At 68.8% G+C, this 15,297-nt stretch carries 13 protein-coding genes; 12 read left to right on the forward strand and 1 reads right to left on the reverse strand.

Annotation, left to right across the window (positions count from 1 at the left end; all coding sequences use genetic code 11):
* Nucleotides 1-19: 19 nt before the first annotated feature.
* Entirely contained in the window at nt 20-2,308 is a 2,289-nt protein-coding gene (locus UAA55_RS04265) for an endo-beta-N-acetylglucosaminidase (RefSeq protein WP_322951418.1), read from the forward strand.
* Between the two features lie 14 nt (nt 2,309-2,322).
* On the opposite strand, the gene UAA55_RS04270 is transcribed toward UAA55_RS04265, so the two are convergent.
* The gene (locus UAA55_RS04270; RefSeq protein ID WP_322951419.1) at nt 2,323-3,024 is read right to left on the reverse strand and encodes an SH3 domain-containing protein; all 702 of its coding nucleotides are present in this window, start codon (nt 3,022-3,024) and stop codon (nt 2,323-2,325) included.
* 266 nt (nt 3,025-3,290) lie between these two features.
* On the opposite strand from UAA55_RS04270, the gene UAA55_RS04275 reads away from it, so the two are divergent.
* The 11 genes from UAA55_RS04275 to otsB all read left to right on the forward strand — a co-directional run bounded on the left by UAA55_RS04275 (nt 3,291) and on the right by otsB (nt 15,210).
* Nucleotides 3,291-3,740, forward strand: a complete 450-nt coding sequence (locus UAA55_RS04275; protein ID WP_322951420.1) for a lysozyme — start codon at nt 3,291-3,293, stop codon at nt 3,738-3,740.
* A 224-nt stretch (nt 3,741-3,964) separates the two neighbouring features.
* A complete protein-coding gene (locus UAA55_RS04280; RefSeq protein WP_322951421.1) occupies nt 3,965-4,912 on the forward strand; it encodes an SGNH/GDSL hydrolase family protein in 948 nt (315 codons plus the stop codon).
* A 5-nt stretch (nt 4,913-4,917) separates the two neighbouring features.
* A complete protein-coding gene (locus UAA55_RS04285; protein WP_322951422.1) occupies nt 4,918-6,318 on the forward strand; it encodes a GDSL-type esterase/lipase family protein in 1,401 nt (466 codons plus the stop codon).
* A 10-nt stretch (nt 6,319-6,328) separates the two neighbouring features.
* On the forward strand, nt 6,329-7,774 hold the full coding sequence (locus UAA55_RS04290) for an MBOAT family O-acyltransferase (protein ID WP_322951423.1): 1,446 nt from the start codon (nt 6,329-6,331) through the stop codon (nt 7,772-7,774).
* A 13-nt stretch (nt 7,775-7,787) separates the two neighbouring features.
* Nucleotides 7,788-8,129, forward strand: coding sequence for a hypothetical protein (locus UAA55_RS04295; RefSeq protein ID WP_322951424.1), 342 nt, complete (start codon nt 7,788-7,790; stop codon nt 8,127-8,129).
* Nucleotides 8,130-8,224: 95 nt separating this feature from the next.
* A complete protein-coding gene (locus tag UAA55_RS04300; protein ID WP_322951425.1) occupies nt 8,225-8,719 on the forward strand; it encodes a winged helix-turn-helix transcriptional regulator in 495 nt (164 codons plus the stop codon).
* Nucleotides 8,720-8,929: 210 nt separating this feature from the next.
* The gene (locus UAA55_RS04305) at nt 8,930-9,577 is read left to right on the forward strand and encodes a glycosyltransferase (RefSeq protein ID WP_322951426.1); all 648 of its coding nucleotides are present in this window, start codon (nt 8,930-8,932) and stop codon (nt 9,575-9,577) included.
* Complete coding sequence (locus UAA55_RS04310) at nt 9,552-10,025, forward strand: glycosyltransferase (protein WP_322951925.1); 474 nt, start codon at nt 9,552-9,554, stop codon at nt 10,023-10,025. The genes UAA55_RS04305 and UAA55_RS04310 overlap by 26 nt, the downstream gene beginning before the upstream one ends.
* Before the next feature lie 21 nt (nt 10,026-10,046).
* Nucleotides 10,047-12,215 (forward strand): amylo-alpha-1,6-glucosidase, encoded by a 2,169-nt coding sequence (locus UAA55_RS04315; RefSeq protein ID WP_322951427.1) that lies wholly within the window; start codon nt 10,047-10,049, stop codon nt 12,213-12,215.
* 276 nt (nt 12,216-12,491) lie between these two features.
* Nucleotides 12,492-14,402: an alpha,alpha-trehalose-phosphate synthase (UDP-forming) gene (locus UAA55_RS04320; protein ID WP_322951428.1), complete on the forward strand. Its 1,911-nt coding sequence runs from the start codon at nt 12,492-12,494 to the stop codon at nt 14,400-14,402.
* Entirely contained in the window at nt 14,383-15,210 is an 828-nt protein-coding gene (gene otsB, locus UAA55_RS04325; RefSeq protein WP_322951429.1) for a trehalose-phosphatase, read from the forward strand. Before UAA55_RS04320 ends, otsB begins: the two co-directional genes overlap by 20 nt.
* The last annotated feature ends 87 nt before the right edge of the window (nt 15,211-15,297 follow it).

The following is a 15,297-nucleotide window of genomic DNA, read 5'->3' on the forward strand; positions in this document are numbered from 1 at the left end:
TTTCTCTGAGGAGCCCAGCATGGCGGATATCTTGGCGGCGGCCATTCCCGAGGCATCGGGGCTGACGCGCCGCGGTTTCACGTCCCTGGCTCTGGCGGCGCTCGCCGCGGGGGCCACGCCGATTCCGCTTTCGACGGCCCGCGCGGCGGGCGAAGGTCCAGGTGGCGACCGCCTGCTTCCGCGCTATCCCTTGGCTCCCGGCGGGGCCGGGGCGGATGCCTTCCAGGCCTTGATGGACTATGACCCCCGGCGCGACGCGGACGCGCCTTATTTCCGATCGCAAATACGGCGGGCGCGGCGCATCGCGCCATTCCCCGCCACCCAGGCCCACCCAGCACTGGATCCGCTGCCGGGTGTCGCCAGCCTGTCCGATTGCTACGGCCCCTTGGCGGCCGGCATCCCCGAGGAAGCGCTGATGCGCCGCCGCTATGGGGTCCCCCTGCCGGGCGGTGTGCAGGTGCCCCGCATCTTCACCTATCACGACATCGTCGTGGGCTGGCGCGGCACCGGCGTCATTCCCAATCCCGCCCTGGTCGACGTGGCGCATCGCAACGGCGCCCTGGCCCTGGGCACGATCTTCCAGCCCGACCACCGCCTTTATGACGGCAGCGCCGCACCGATGCCGGAGGTCGCGCGCCGCCTGGTGGACTTGGCCGATTATTTCGGCTTCGACGGCTATTTCGTGAACTTCGAGAACGGGACGGAAGAGGCGGAGGCCCAAGTCCTGGATTGGATCGCCGCGATGCGCGACGAGGCGAAGCGGCGCGGCCTCGTCGATTTCCACATCCAGTTCTACGATGGCGGCACCGATATGAATTGGCTCATGCGCCGCCGTGAGGGGCGGCCGGGCGAGGCTTTCCCCGACAGCGCCATGCTGGACCAGGGATGGAGCCGGTACGGCGGGCCCGGCAATTGCTGCTCCGGCGCGCCGGTGCAGCCGCTGGAGGTGCGGGGCTACTGCCTGGCGAACGGCTTCGACCCCCGCGCCGTGGCGTACTTCGGTTTCCAGCTATACCCGGGCCCCGGCTATCTGGGTGCCGCCGCGCCCCAGGTCATCCATCCCAACGATGGCGCCTACGCATACGGCGCCCTGCAGGTCTACAGCGTGGAGGATGGGCTGCGCACCCTGCTGCGCGCCGTGCGGACCTCCTCCCCGGCGCCGGGTGAGGCGGCCGGCGCGCTGGCCGACCGGCGCATCCTGGGAACGCTGGAGCGGATGTTCTTCAGTGGGCAGTCACAGAACCCGGCCCACGATAACGCGCCGGACCCCGCGCAGGCCCAGGCTTATCTTCCCGGTCCCCGTGGACGCCACCGGTACACCGACCACGATCCGGCGGCACCCAAGGCCACGGACCAGTTGAACCTGCCCATGACCTACGGCGTCGCCAACTTCATCGCCGAGCGCTCGGTCATCGGGTCCTTCCCGTTCGTCACCCGCTTCAACACGGGCGAAGGGGACCGCTTCCATGTCGGCGGCGCCGTCGTGGCGGAGCGGCCCTGGTACAACCTGGGCATCCAGGACATCCTGCCCACGTGGCAGTGGCGGGTTGAGCCTATGGCTGGTCCCGTTCCCGGGGCGGCGGAGCTGCTGTCGGTGGATTACGCCCACGACACCGCGTTCGACGGCGGTTCCTCCCTTGGTATCAAAGGCTTGCTGAGGCCGTCCAACGCGACGCGGGTGTGGCTGTATAAAACCGCGCTGGCGGTGGACGGCGCGCCCGATGGTGTGGCCCAACTGGTGCTGAAGGGGCAGGGGGCTGGCGCGATGCGCCTGGGACTGGTGTTCGCCGACGCGCCGGCCAGGCCCGAATGGCTGAGGTTGGACGGCGCACGACGCCAGGCGCTGCCGGATGGATGGTCCCGGCTGACGCTGCCGCTGGCGCCCTATCGCGGCCGGACCATCGCGGCCGTGCTCCTGGGGGCCGCCTCGACGGATGACGCGCCGTTGCCGATCGACGTCCGCGTCGGTGAGCTTTATTTCGGCGCGTGGCCTGGCGATTTCCCGATGCCGGCGCCCCGTGGATTCACGGTGGAGGCATGCGCCGCCGCGTCGGATGGACATGGGGCCGAGGTGCGCCTGCGGTGGGCGCCCGATCCCACGGCGGCCTATCACGACGTCTACGCCGCGGGGGAGGGGCCGGCCGGGAGTGGGTGGATCTGGCAGGGGCGCGTCACTGGCACGGCTTATCATGTCATGGCCGCGCCCATCGGGGCCGACGGTCTTGTCCGCCTGCGCCTGCAGGCGGCGCCGCATGGCCCGCAGGCGCTGCCTGGGACCCCTGCCGAGGTCACGGCCGTGGCCGGCTGACGCCGGCCCCGCGCTCAGCGATGGGGGCCGTGGTCCCCATCGCCACGGTGGTCGCCGTCGTGATGGTCGCCCCCCGGGCCGCCATGATGGTCACCGCCAGGGCCTGGCCCCGGCCGGCCGGGGCCAGGGCCGTCGTGATGGTCGCCGGGGCCTGGACCGGGCCGGCCTGGCCCCGGGCCGGGACGGTAGTCGTGACGGTCCCAATGGTCCCAGCCGGGCCGGCCGGGGCCGGGGCCGGGCCGGAAGTCGTGGCCGGGATGATAGATGGGCCGGGGCGGGGGCAGCCGCTCCCACCGGTGGCGGTCGGCGAACCACGGCCGGTCGCGGTAGTAACGCCCCCAGTAATCGTTGAACGAGAAGGTGATGATGGGCAGGCCGATCACGCCGCCGTACTGCGGCAGGTACACCCGCTGGCCCTGGTAGGGGTACATCAGGCTGCCGCCGTAGAGCCAGCCGCGATATCCCTGGAAATCCACGTCGCACCACGACCACCCGGCCAAGCAGCCATAGACGTTCAGCGAGACGCCGGGCGGCAGGCTGGCGATGGCGGGATAGCCGCCGCCAGGCCCGGCGCGCAGGATGGTGCCGCTGGCGGTGTAGGCGTATTCCGCCTTGGCCGCGACGGGCAAAGCCACCAATGCGGTGAACATCGCGGCGGCCACATGGGCGCGGCCCAAACGGGCGCGGGGAAGACGGGGCAGGCGCAGACGGAACATGGCTTGAGCCCTTTCTCTGAAGGCCGGTGCTTATCAGGGTTACCCCTTCCGCGCCCGGCGGGGCGGCGGGTCCCTTAAGGGACTGATAATACGGTACCGATATTCTCCCCCCAATGTGCCCAAAGGATGGCGGCCTAAAGGCGGACATTTGCAACCGTTTAGGCAAATTGACGCCCGCCGCTCCGGCTTCCCGGCTTGGGCGCGCGCATGGCTGCGCCATCACCGCAAGCCAGGATTGTGTTTCCAAAGTAGGGAATCGCGTGGGAATGACCAGGGCCGTGAACGCAGCGGGTGTCGCCTTGACCGAACAGTCCGAAGGGCTGGAGCTGACCGCCTATCTTTGCCCTGCGGGGCGCCTGACCATCGGGTATGGTCACACCGGCCCGGATGTCATGCCCGGCATGACCATCACCCTGGCCCAAGCCCAGGATCTGCTGGCCCAGGATCTGGCCACCGCCGGCGATGGGGTGAGCGAGGTGGTGACGGTGGCACTGACGGATAACCAGTACGCGGCCCTGACCGACTTCGTCTTCAACCTGGGTATCGGCTCCCTGACGGCATCGACGTTGCTCAGCCTGTTGAACACGGGTGACTACACCGCCGCCGCCGACCAGTTCCTGGTCTGGGACAAGGCCCATGTGAATGGCCAGTTGGTGACGTTGCCGGGGTTGGCCGCCCGCCGGCAGAAGGAACGGGCCCTGTTCCTGACGGCCTGAGCCATAGGCGTTGGAGCTATCCCCAGCCGGCGCGTGACAGGCGCCGGGACTCCCGGTATGACGGTGCGGGCGGCTGTATTGACGCCGTCCGCGCCACCCTCATGGGATTCATTAGGTTCGGCAGTCAGGGGCCCTCGATGAACCGCCGGTTCGTTATTGTTTTCAGTACGTTCTTTTGTTTGTCCGCCGCTGCCGTCCGCGCCGAACCGGTGGCTCCGCCCGCCGTGGTCCCCCAACCGGCCGCCGCTCCGGCCGATGTCACCATTTCCGTCTACGGCGACTCCCTGGCCGACGGGGTGTGGAGCGGGCTGTATGAACGGTTGAAGACCCAGCCGCAGATGCGGCTGGTGCGTCACTCCCAGCTGGGCGCCGGCCTGACCCGGCCCGACTACGCCAACTGGCAGGCGGAAACCGCCCGCCAGATCGATGAGGCGGGGGAGGGCGGCTATGCCGTCATCATGTTCGGCGCCAACGACATGCAGGGCGTGCGGGACGAGAACCGCAAGGGCTACCTGTTCAAGTCGCCCGGCTGGACCAACGTCTACACCCAGCGTATCGACTGGCTGCTGCAGACGCTGAAGGACCACCACGTCACCACCGTATGGGTGGGCCTGCCCGTCATGCGCAAGCCGGAAACGAACGACGACGCCAAGTTCATGACCACCCTTTACGAGACGGAGGCCGGCAAGTACGGCGCCGTGTTCCTGTCGCTGTACCAGGATTACCTGGACGCCGACGGCAACTTCACGGCGCGCATCGACGACAGCCGCCAGAAAAGCCAGCAGCTGCGTTCCGACGACGGCATCCACTTCACCGGCTACGGCTACCAGCTGGTGGCGACCAAGGTGCTGACCCGGCTGCAGCTGGCCGGGGCGCCGGCCCCCAAGCCGGCGGTCAAGGCCGCTTCCGCCGCCCCGGTGGCGCCGGCGCAATCTCCCGCGAACGCCCCGGTGGTGCCTGCGGCGACGCCGACGGTCACGCCGGCGGCCGCCACCACGTCCAATGCTTCCGTCCCCACGGCCAAGCCCGTGCCCGCCGACCTGCCGGCCAGCCAGCCCCCCAGCCAGCAGCCCTCCCTCCAGCGGCCCGGCGCCGCCACCGGCGCCGCCGCTGGCTCGTCCATCGGGTCCCATGGCCGCGCGCTCATGGCCACCCCGGCGCGGCAGCTCTGACGTCCATGCGCCGCCGTCTCGCGTCCCTCACCCTGATGCTGGCCGCCCTGGCGGCCTGCAGCGGCACCCCCGCCGGCCGCACGGCTTCCACCACGCCCAAGGGGGCCATGCAGGTGGCGGCCACCGGGACCTTGCCGGTGGCGCCGCCGGCCCGCATGCCCTCCCCCTATGATGGCAATCCGGGCTTTGAACGCCTGTTCCAGCGGCTGGCCGCCATCGAGGCCGGGCACGGCGGCACGGTCGACATCCTGCAGCTGGGCGACAGCCACACCGCCGGCGGCGTCTTCACCACCCGCCTGCGCGACGCCCTGCAGGAACGTTTCGGCTCCGCCGGCCCGGGTTACATGCCGGCGGGCAAGCCCTATATCGGGTCGCGCCGCGCCGACGTGGCGGTGACCCAGGAAGGCAAGTGGCAGTACTTCAACAGCCTCAGCGACACCCCGCCGCCGGGCTGGGGCATGACCGGATTCGTCGCCCGCAGCCGGGCGCGGGGGGCGGCGATCGCGGTCACGCCCAAGGACGGGCTGGGCTTCGACATCGCCAGCGTCACCGTGGTGCGCCAGCCGGGCGGCGGCGATCTGCTGGTGCTGATCGACGACCGGGTGGTCAAGCAGATTTCCACGCAAGGTCCCGCCGGCCAGGCTGATTGGGTCACCCTGCCCACCGCCGGTCAGGCGCAGCAGCTGAAACTGGTGGCGGCCGACGGCCGGCCGGTGGACATCGCCGGCTGGTCGCTGGACCGGGCCAAGCCGGGTGTGGTGTTCGACAGCGCTGGCGTGGTAGGCGCGCGGCTGACCACCATGGACCGCTGGAATCCCGAGACGGTCGCGCTGGAACTGGCCAGGCGCAAGCCGGATCTGGTCATCCTCGCCTATGGCACCAATGAGGGCTTCGACCGCGATCTGGATTTGGCGGTCTATCAGGAACGGTTCAAGGCGGCTTTGCGCCGGCTGAACGCCGGGCCGGTGGCGGTGGTCGTCCTGGGCCCCCTGGACGGCCAGGCGGAAGCCGCCGCCTGCAAGAAGGTGGCGGACAAGGAAGCCGCCTTCCCCTGCCAGGACACCCCCCCGCCCCTGGGAAAGTGCGCCTGGTACACGCCCGCCATGCTGGGTCGGGTGCGGGCCCTGCAGGCCCAGGGCGCCAAGTCGGGCGACTATGTGTTCTGGGACTGGTCGCAGCTGATGCCGGGTGCCTGCGGCATGGACCGCTGGGTGCGCCAGGCCGTGCCCCTGGCCCGCGCCGACCATGTGCACCTGACGCCGGAAGGCTACACCCTGACGGCCAACGCCTTCTTCGCTTGGCTGATGGACCAGTACCAGGGCTATGTCCAGCCCGGGGCCGCGCCGCCCCGGCCGGTGGTGGCCGGCGGCCCCGACACCGCGGCCAATACCGTGGCCGGCCGGTGAGGGAACCCCCATGCTGTTCCCCACGCTGAACTTCGGCCTGTTCTTCCTCATCGTCTTCGCCGCCGCCTGGGCGCTGGCGCGTTTCCCGCAGGGGCGCGTCGCCTTCTTGTCGGCCGCCAGCTACGTTTTCTACGGCTGGTGGGACTGGCGCTACCTGTTCCTGCTGGGCGGCAGCACGCTGTTCAACTACCTGGCCGGCCACGCCATCGTGCGCCAGGAAACGCCGGCCCGGCGTAAACTGGCGGTCTCGCTGGCCGTGGCCGTCAATCTCGGCGTGCTGGCCTTTTTCAAATACGCCGACTTCACCAGCCACGCGGTGAACGACACGGCCACATTCCTGGGCCTGCCGGTGCGGCTGGGCTTCCTGGACATGGTGGTGCCGGTGGGCATCTCCTTCTTCACCTTCCACGGCATCTCCTATCTGGTGGACCTCTACCGCGGCACCCTGCGGCGGCCGGCCAGCCTGATGCACCTGGTGCTCTACATCTCCTTCTTCCCGCAGCTGGTGGCGGGGCCCATCGTCCGCGCCAGCCACTTCCTGCCGCAGATCGGGGAACGGCCGGATCCGGACGACATCCGCGCCACCCGCGCCTACCTGCTGATCATGGGCGGGCTGTTCAAGAAGGTGGTGGTGGCCAATTACCTGGCGACCGACCTGGTCGACGCGGTGTTCATGGACCCGGACCGCTATGGCGCCCTGGATCTGCTGCTGGCCACCTACGGCTACGCCATGCAGATCTATTGCGACTTCAGCGCCTACACCGACATCGCCATCGGCCTGGCGGCGCTGCTGGGTTTCCGCTTCCCGCAGAACTTCGACCAGCCCTACCGTTCGGGTTCCTTGCGGGAGTTCTGGCGACGCTGGCACATCTCGCTCTCGTCCTGGCTGCGCGACTATCTCTACATCCCCCTGGGCGGCAACCGGGGCGGCACGTGGAAGCACTGCCGCAACCTGATGATCACCATGCTGCTGGGCGGACTGTGGCACGGCGCCAACTGGACCTTCGTCATCTGGGGCGCGCTACACGGCGGCATGCTGGTGGTGGAGCATCTGGTGAACCGCCTGCGCGCCATCACCATCGGGGAGTGGGAGGCACCGCCCCTGCTCGGCTGGCGGCGGGGGCTGGCCATCGTCGCCACCTTCCACTTCGTCTGCTTCACCTGGATCTTCTTCCGCTCCCCCACGCTGGAGGTGGCCGGCCGCTTCCTGGCTGGTTTCGGGCGCTGGCAGGTCCTGCCCACCGCCGCCACCCCCCTGACCCTGCTGCTGATCGCCGGCACCCTCGCCAGCCAATTCCTGCCCACCGACCGCCTGGCGCGCATTGAGGACGGGGTGCGCCGCTTGCCTGCCGCGCTCCTGGGGCCCGCCATGGGCGCCGTCGTGGGCCTGGCCGTGGTGCTGATCCAGGCGTGCGCGCCCGAGGGCGTCGCCCCCTTCATCTACTTTCAGTTCTGACGGGGGCCGAGACATGAACGCCATCCCGACCCGCCGCCTGTCGGTCCCCCCGGACGCGGCCCCCACGCCCCCGCCGGTGCGCCCCCGCTACAATCCGGTCGAGGTCATCGAGGGCGCCGCCCCCTCCCGCCTGCGGCACGTCGCCCTGTCGCTGGGAACGGCGACCCTGGTGGCCCTGGTGCTGGGCGCCCATCCACTGGGCGACTGGGTCAACGGCCTGCCCATCAACCCGGTGACCGACCGGCTGTCCGGCTGGGTGCAGACCTGGCAGGACTGGACCGACGCCATCGGTGCCGGGCGCCTCTACACCGGCCTCCAAGGGTTGTTCCGCTGGTTCCAGGGCTTGCGCTTATAGCGCGCCCAGGCCGCGAACCCCTTGCGCGGTCCACTGCGGCGGCCTTACACTTGCACCATGAAAGTCGCGGACATGTGATCCGCCAAAGGCTTGCCATGCAGCGTAAAAGTTTCGAAGACCTGACCTGCCCCATCGCCCGCAGCCTGGAACGGGTGGGGGAATGGTGGAGCATCCTGATCCTGCGCGACGCCTTCCATGGCATGACGCGCTTCGACCAGTTCCAGAAAAGCCTGGATATCGCCCCCAACATGCTGACCCGCCGCCTGACCGCCCTGGTCGAGGCCGGGCTGATGGAAAAGCGTCAATACAGCGAACGGCCGCCCCGCTATGAGTATGTGCTGACCGAACGGGGTCGCGATTTCCGCGAGGTCATGCTGGCCCTGCTGGCCTGGGGCAACCGCCACTTCGCGCCCGAAGGCCCGGCCGTGCAACTGGTCGACGCCCAGACCGGCCAGCCCGCCGACATGGTGCTGGTGGACCGGGTGAGCGGCAAGCCCGCCACCAGCCGCGACTTCCGCCTGGCCGCGGGCCCCGGTGCCGACGACGCCCAGCGCCAGCGCTATGCGCCCAAGGCCAAGCCCGCCGCCTAACGTCCGACATCAGGTCCTAGGCCGAAAGGCCCGGGTTGCGGCGGCGCGTCAAATTTGGGCGCGGGCCTCGCCCCCATGCCCTATTCATTAAGAATTATGGTTGCTACCACCAACCGATGATACCGTTGCGCCGGTCCCTTTGGTGGCGCATCCACAATACTCGTGCATGCGCTTTCCAAATTCTGTCATCGATTTAGGGAATTACCGTCGATGAAGATTGCGCAAATCGCCCCGCTGTATGAGACGGTTCCGCCCACATACTATGGTGGTACTGAAAGGGTTATATCTTATCTCACCGATGAGTTGGTTGGCTTGGGCCATGAGGTGACCTTGTTCGCCAGCGGCGATTCCGGGACCAAGGCCAGGCTGGCGCCCATGCGGCCCAAGGCCCTGTGGCTGGACGACGCGCCGTTGAAGTCGCCGGTGGCGGCCCACTTGGCCATGCTGGAACAGGTGCGGGCCCGCGCGGGCGAGTTCGATGTGCTGCACTTCCACCTCAGCCATTTCATGCACTTCCCCTTCTTCAAGGAATGCGCGCAACGCACGGTGACCACGCCGCACGGCCGCCTGGACTATGTCGACCTGGCGCCCTCATACGGGCTGTGGCCGCGCTATCCCATGATCTCCATCTCAGACCGGCAGCGCCGGCCCCTGGCGGACGCCAACTGGCTGGCCACCGTCTATCACGGCCTGCCGCTGGACCTGTACCGCCCGCCGGCGAACCGGCCGGGCGGCACCGGCAACTACCTGGCCTTCCTGGGCCGCTTCTCCCGCGACAAGCGGCCGGACCTGCGCCATCGAGATCGCGGAGAAATCCGGCCTGCCCTTGAAGATGGCGGCCAAGGTGGGCGACGATGACGGCCCCTATTTCAAAGAGCACGTCGAACCGCACATCGACGGTCGCGCCATCCAGCATGTGGGCGAGATCGACGACGCCGGGAAGCCGGGCTTCCTGGGCGATGCGGCCGCCCTGCTGATGCCCATCGACTGGCCGGAACCCTTCGGCCTGGTGGTGATCGAGGCCTTTGCCTGCGGCACGCCCGTCATCGCCTGGAACAACGGCGCCATGCCCGAGATCATCGACCAGGGTGTCACCGGCTTCGTCGTCGATACCATCGCCGATGCCGTGGATGCCGTGCAGAAGGTGCGCGCCCTGGACCGCGCCCGCATCCGCGAGGTGTTCGAGCGGCGCTTTTCCGTGGCCGCCATGGCGTGCAACTACGTCGCGGCCTACGAGGCTTTGCTGAAGGGCGGCGGGGCCGCCTCCTTGCCCGGCGACCGCGCCGTGGCCGCCCCGCCGTCCTGACCCCCGCGAGGCCAGACACCCATGGCAGCCCTCGACGAACGACAGCTGGACCCGGCCATCGGCCTGGCCGGTCCCGACGGCAGCGGCCCGCGTGAGACCTTCCGCCTGTTCGCGCTGAAGCATGGCGATTGCTTCGTGGTGGCCGATGCCCACGGCGATATCCAGGGCCAAGGTGACGGCCTGTTCGTGGACGACACCCGCATCCTGTCTCGCTATCAGCTGCGCATCGGCGACAAGGAGCCGTCGCTGCTGGGCGCCTCGCTCAGCGAGGACAACATCCTGTTCACCGCCAACAGCACCAACGTGCCCATGCCCGCCCCCGGCGGCGGCATGACCCTGTGGGGTGTCATCCACATCGAGCGCACGCGCATCCTGTGGCAGAACCGGCTGTATGAGCGGGTGACCCTGTCCAATTTCGGCGGCAGCGACATCGTCGTGCCGCTGACCTTCAACTTCGCCGCCGATTTCCGCGACATGTTCGAGGTGCGGGGGTCCACCCGCCAGCTGCGCGGCCGCACGCATGAGGCCCAGCTGTCGGGCGACGGCGTGACGCTGAGCTATGAAGGCCTGGACCAGGTGACCCGCCAGTCCACCCTGTCCTTCAGCCAGGCGCCCGACCGTCTGCAGGGCGACCGCGCCGTCTTCAACATCAACCTGCCCAAGCGCGGCTGCCACGTCCTGTATATCGAGGTGGGGACGGAGCGCACGGACACGCCCAGCCGCGTGCGCTTCCGTGCCGCCGCGGTGCGGGCGCGGCTGGAGATGCGCACCAAGCGCCGCCGGGGCGCCAGCGTCTACAGCTCCGGCCGCGTGTTCAACGATTGGCTGGCCCGGGCGCAGGCGGACACCGCCCTGCTGACGACGGAACTGTCCACCGGCCCCTACCCCTATGCCGGCATCCCCTGGTTCTCCACCGCCTTCGGCCGCGACGGCATCATCTCCGCCTTGCAGATGATGTGGCTGAACCCCCGCCTGGCGCGGGGGGTGCTGGCCTTCCTGGCCACCCACCAGGCCACAGAAACGGCACCCTTCAGCGACGCGCAGCCAGGCAAGATCCTGCACGAGACGCGCAAGGGCGAGATGGCGGTGCTGCGCGAGCTGCCCTTCGGCCGCTATTACGGCAGCGTCGACACCACGCCGCTCTATATCTACTTGGCTTCGGTCTACGCCGATCGCACCGGGGACATGGCCTTCATCGACCAGCTGTGGCCCTCGCTCTGCGCCGCCGCCTCGTGGATGGAGGGGGCGGGCGACCAGAACGGCGACGGCTTCGTCGACTATCAGCGCGCCGAGGAGTCCGGCCTCGCCAACCAGGGCTGGAAGGACAGCTTCGACAGTATCCAGCACGCCGACGGCAGCCTGCCGGAGGGGCCGGTCGCCCTGGTCGAGGTGCAGGGCTATGTCTATGCCGCCTATTGCGGCTTGGCCCGCCTGGCCAAGCGGCGGGGGGAGGATGCGCAGGCGGCCTATTGGCAGCATCGGGCCGAAGCCCTGCGGCAGGCGGTGGAAACCCATTTCTGGATGGAGGACATGGGCTTCTACGCCCTGGCACTGGACGGCAAGGGCAAGCCTTGCCGCGTACGCGCCTCCAACGTCGGGCATCTGCTGTTCGTGGGCCTGCCCTCGCCGGAGCGGGCGCACCGCGTGGCGGACCAGCTGCTGGCCGGCGCCTTCCACACCGGCTGGGGCATCCGCACGCTGGCGGACACCGAGGTCTGCTTCAACCCCATGTCCTATCACAACGGTTCCGTGTGGCCGCACGACACCGCCATCTGCGCCGCCGGCCTGGCGCGCTACGGCGTGCGCGGCGGGGTGGTGAAGCTGATGAGCGACACGTTCGAGGCGGCGGTGCGCTTCGGCATGCGCCTGCCGGAGCTGTTCTGCGGCTTCCCGCGTGAACAGGGGGAGACGCCCATCGCCTATCCGGTGGCCTGTGTGCCCCAGGCCTGGGCCGCCGGCTCCGTCTTCATGCTGTTGCAGGCCTGCCTGGGCATCGAGATCGACGGCTGGCGGGGTGAGATCCACGTCAACCGGCCCAAGCTGCCCATCGGTATCGATCAGTTGACCGTGCGCCGCGTGACGGTGGGGGAACACACCGTCGACCTCTTCTTCCAGCGCATGGGGGGGCAGGTCATCGCCTCCATCTCCGACCACGAGGAAGGCCTGGTGCCCCTCATCGTCCGCTCGTAAGGGCCGATGGGACTACGGCGATGGGACCAAGGAACCGGGGGCGTTCCCCCTCGGTCCTACGCCGCCTATGCGGATTTTCGGTCCCGCTTCCGCCCCGGTTGCCTTTTTTGGAACACAATCTCGTCTCTAGAATTCCTACACAAATACTGGGGCGATGACTAATAGAAAGAGCCATTACGGCTATATCTGTTCGACACGCACGATATATGACCTGATTACTGCAACCATAACGCCGGGTCATAGTCTTCTTAACCGATAGGGTATGGGTGTATCACCATGATGGACATCGATTTGGGCGCGCTGCTGACGCAGGACTCCGCCGCCGTCTACCTGGTGGGGGCCAGCCTACTCTTATCCGTTGCGGCCCTGATCCTTTCCAGCGTGCTGTTGCTGCGGTGGGGCCGCGACCGCCATCCGCCGGAGGCGGAGCCTGCCATTCCGACCTATGAGGAGACGCGGCGCCAGGTACTGGCGGGCGACGCCCCCGTGGCGTCTTCCCCGGTGATTGGCGCGCGCGACGCCCACGCCGTGGCCCAGCGCGCCTTGCGGTCCACCAAGAATGAGGGCATCGCCACCGACCGGCTGGGCACCTGGACGCCGGACACGCTACGTCATCTGTTGAAGACGGAACTGACGGGGGCGCAGGTCATCGTCGTCTCCAACCGCGAACCCTTCATCCACGACCTGGAGGAGGACGGGGCCGTGAAGCTGCGGGCGCCCGCCGGCGGCCTGGTCGCGGCGTTGGATCCGGTCATGCGCACCTGCGCCGGCACCTGGATCGCGCACGGCAGCGGTTCGGCCGACCATCTGACGGTGGACGCGGATGACCGCATCGCCGTGCCGCCCGACAATCCCAGCTACACCCTGCGCCGCGTCTGGCTGAGCGAACGTGAGGAGAAGCACTATTACTACGGTTTCTCCAACGATGGCCTCTGGCCCCTATGCCATGTCGCCTTCACCCGGCCCAGCTTCAACGCCGAGGACTGGGAGGTGTACGAGGCGGTGAACCGCCGCTTCGCCGACGTGGTGGTGGAGGAGGCGCGGGACGAGCGGCCGGTGGTCCTGATCCAGGACTATCACTTCGCCCTGCTGCCCCGCATGATCCGCGAGCGGCTGCCCGACGCCGTCATCATCACCTTCTGGCACATCCCCTGGCCGAACGCCGAGATCTTCGGCATCTGCCCGTGGCGGGAACGCATCCTGGACGGCATGCTGGGCAGCTCGGTCATGGGTTTCCACACCCAGTACTACTGCAATAACTTCATCGAGACGGTGGACCGCTTCCTGGAAAGCCGGATCGAGCGGGACTCGTCGTCCGTCACCTTCGGCGGCCACACCACTCATGTGCACGCCCACCCCATCTCCATCGAATGGCCGCCGGCCTCGCTGTCGCGCCAGCCGCCGGTCGAGGCTTGCCGCCGGGCCATCTTCGACCGCTTCAACCTGGCGCCGGAGATGAAGCTGTGCGTGGGGGTGGAGCGCTTCGACTATACCAAGGGCATCGTCGACCGCTTCCGCGCGGTGGAGGAGTTGTTCAAGCGCCACCCGGAATGGATCGGCCGCATGGTGGTGCTGCAGGTGGCCGCGCCCAGCCGCACCGCCCTGCCGGCCTATCAGCAGTGCCAGCGCGAATGCCTGGACTATGTGGACGAATTGAACGCCCGCTACGGCCATGACGGCTACCGGCCCATCCACCTGCTGAACGAATCCTACGGCAAGGATGAGGTTTACGGCCTGTTGCGCGCCGCCGACCTGTGCATGGTCACCAGCCTGCACGACGGCATGAACCTGGTGGCCAAGGAATTCGTGGCGGCGCGGGAGGATGAGCAGGGCGTGCTGGTCCTCAGCAGCTTCGCCGGCGCCGCCAAGGAGCTGCCGGAAAGCATCATCATCAACCCGTACGACACCTGTGGCACGGCCGACGCCCTGCTGCGCGGCCTGACCATGTCGCCGGAGGAGCAGCGCGAGCGGATGCGCCGCATGCGCGAGACGGTGCGGGAAAACAACATCTACCGCTGGGCGGGCAACATGCTGCTGGACGGCGCCCGCCTGCGCAAACGCAACCACACCGCCCACGTCACGGCCCGCCTGGCCAAGCAGCAGTCCGCCCGCGGCGCCCTGGGCCGCAACGTGGTGCGCCTGGTCAGCATGGGGAAAGGAAAGAGCGTTGAGCCGAGCCATTTCTGAAGCGATGCCGTCCCCGGGCCTGGCGCCCGCCGCCGGTGACCGCTGGGCCCTGTTCCTGGACATCGACGGCACGCTGCTGGAACACCACAAGGATCCCACCGGGGTGGTGGTCGATGACGAGCTGCGCGCGTTGCTGGCCAACCTGGACCGCCAGCTGGGCGGGGCGGTGGCGGTGATCAGCGGCCGCTCGCTGGCGTCCATCGACGCGTTGTTCCAACCCATGGTGCTGCGTGCCGGCGGGCTGTTCGGAATTGAGATGCGGCTGTCCCCGGACGAGCCGGCGGTGGCGGCGGAAGAGCCACCCGCCCTGGCCGCCCTGGCGGAGCGGGCGCAGGCCGAGCTGGGCCGCGCGCCCAACATCGTGATCGAGCGCAAGGGCCCGGTGCTGGCCATCCACACCGGGCCGCACCCGCGATCCCTGGACCACATCACCCGTCTGGCCAAGGCGGCGTTGCCGACCTTGCCCGAGGGTTATCGGGTGGTGGAGGGCAACGTGGGCGTGGAACTGCTGCCTGCGGCGGCGCTGAAGGGTGACGCCGTCCATCGTTTCATGACCGTGGAACCGTTCAAGGGCCGCCGTCCCATCTTCATCGGCGACGACGTGCCGGACGAACACGCCTTCGAGAGCGTGCACGCCCTGGGCGGCATCGCCGTCAAGGTCGGGCAGCCGGAACAGGCCACGGCCGCCCTGCACGCGCTGACCGACGTGGCCGCGGTGCGTGCCTGGCTGGGCGACCCTCAGTTCCCCCTACTGGACAAGCTGGTGCGGCGTGAGGTGACGGAAGCGGCGAGGCAGGCCACCAGCTGACGCCGGCGTCCAAGTCTCATCCTATGCGTGCAGGACCGCGCCCCTGTAATCGAACGCGCGACTTGACGGGCACATTGCCCCGCGCCA

Origin of the sequence: Nitrospirillum guanabarense (assembly GCF_034653355.1) — a bacterium.
Lineage (GTDB): Bacteria > Pseudomonadota > Alphaproteobacteria > Azospirillales > Azospirillaceae > Nitrospirillum.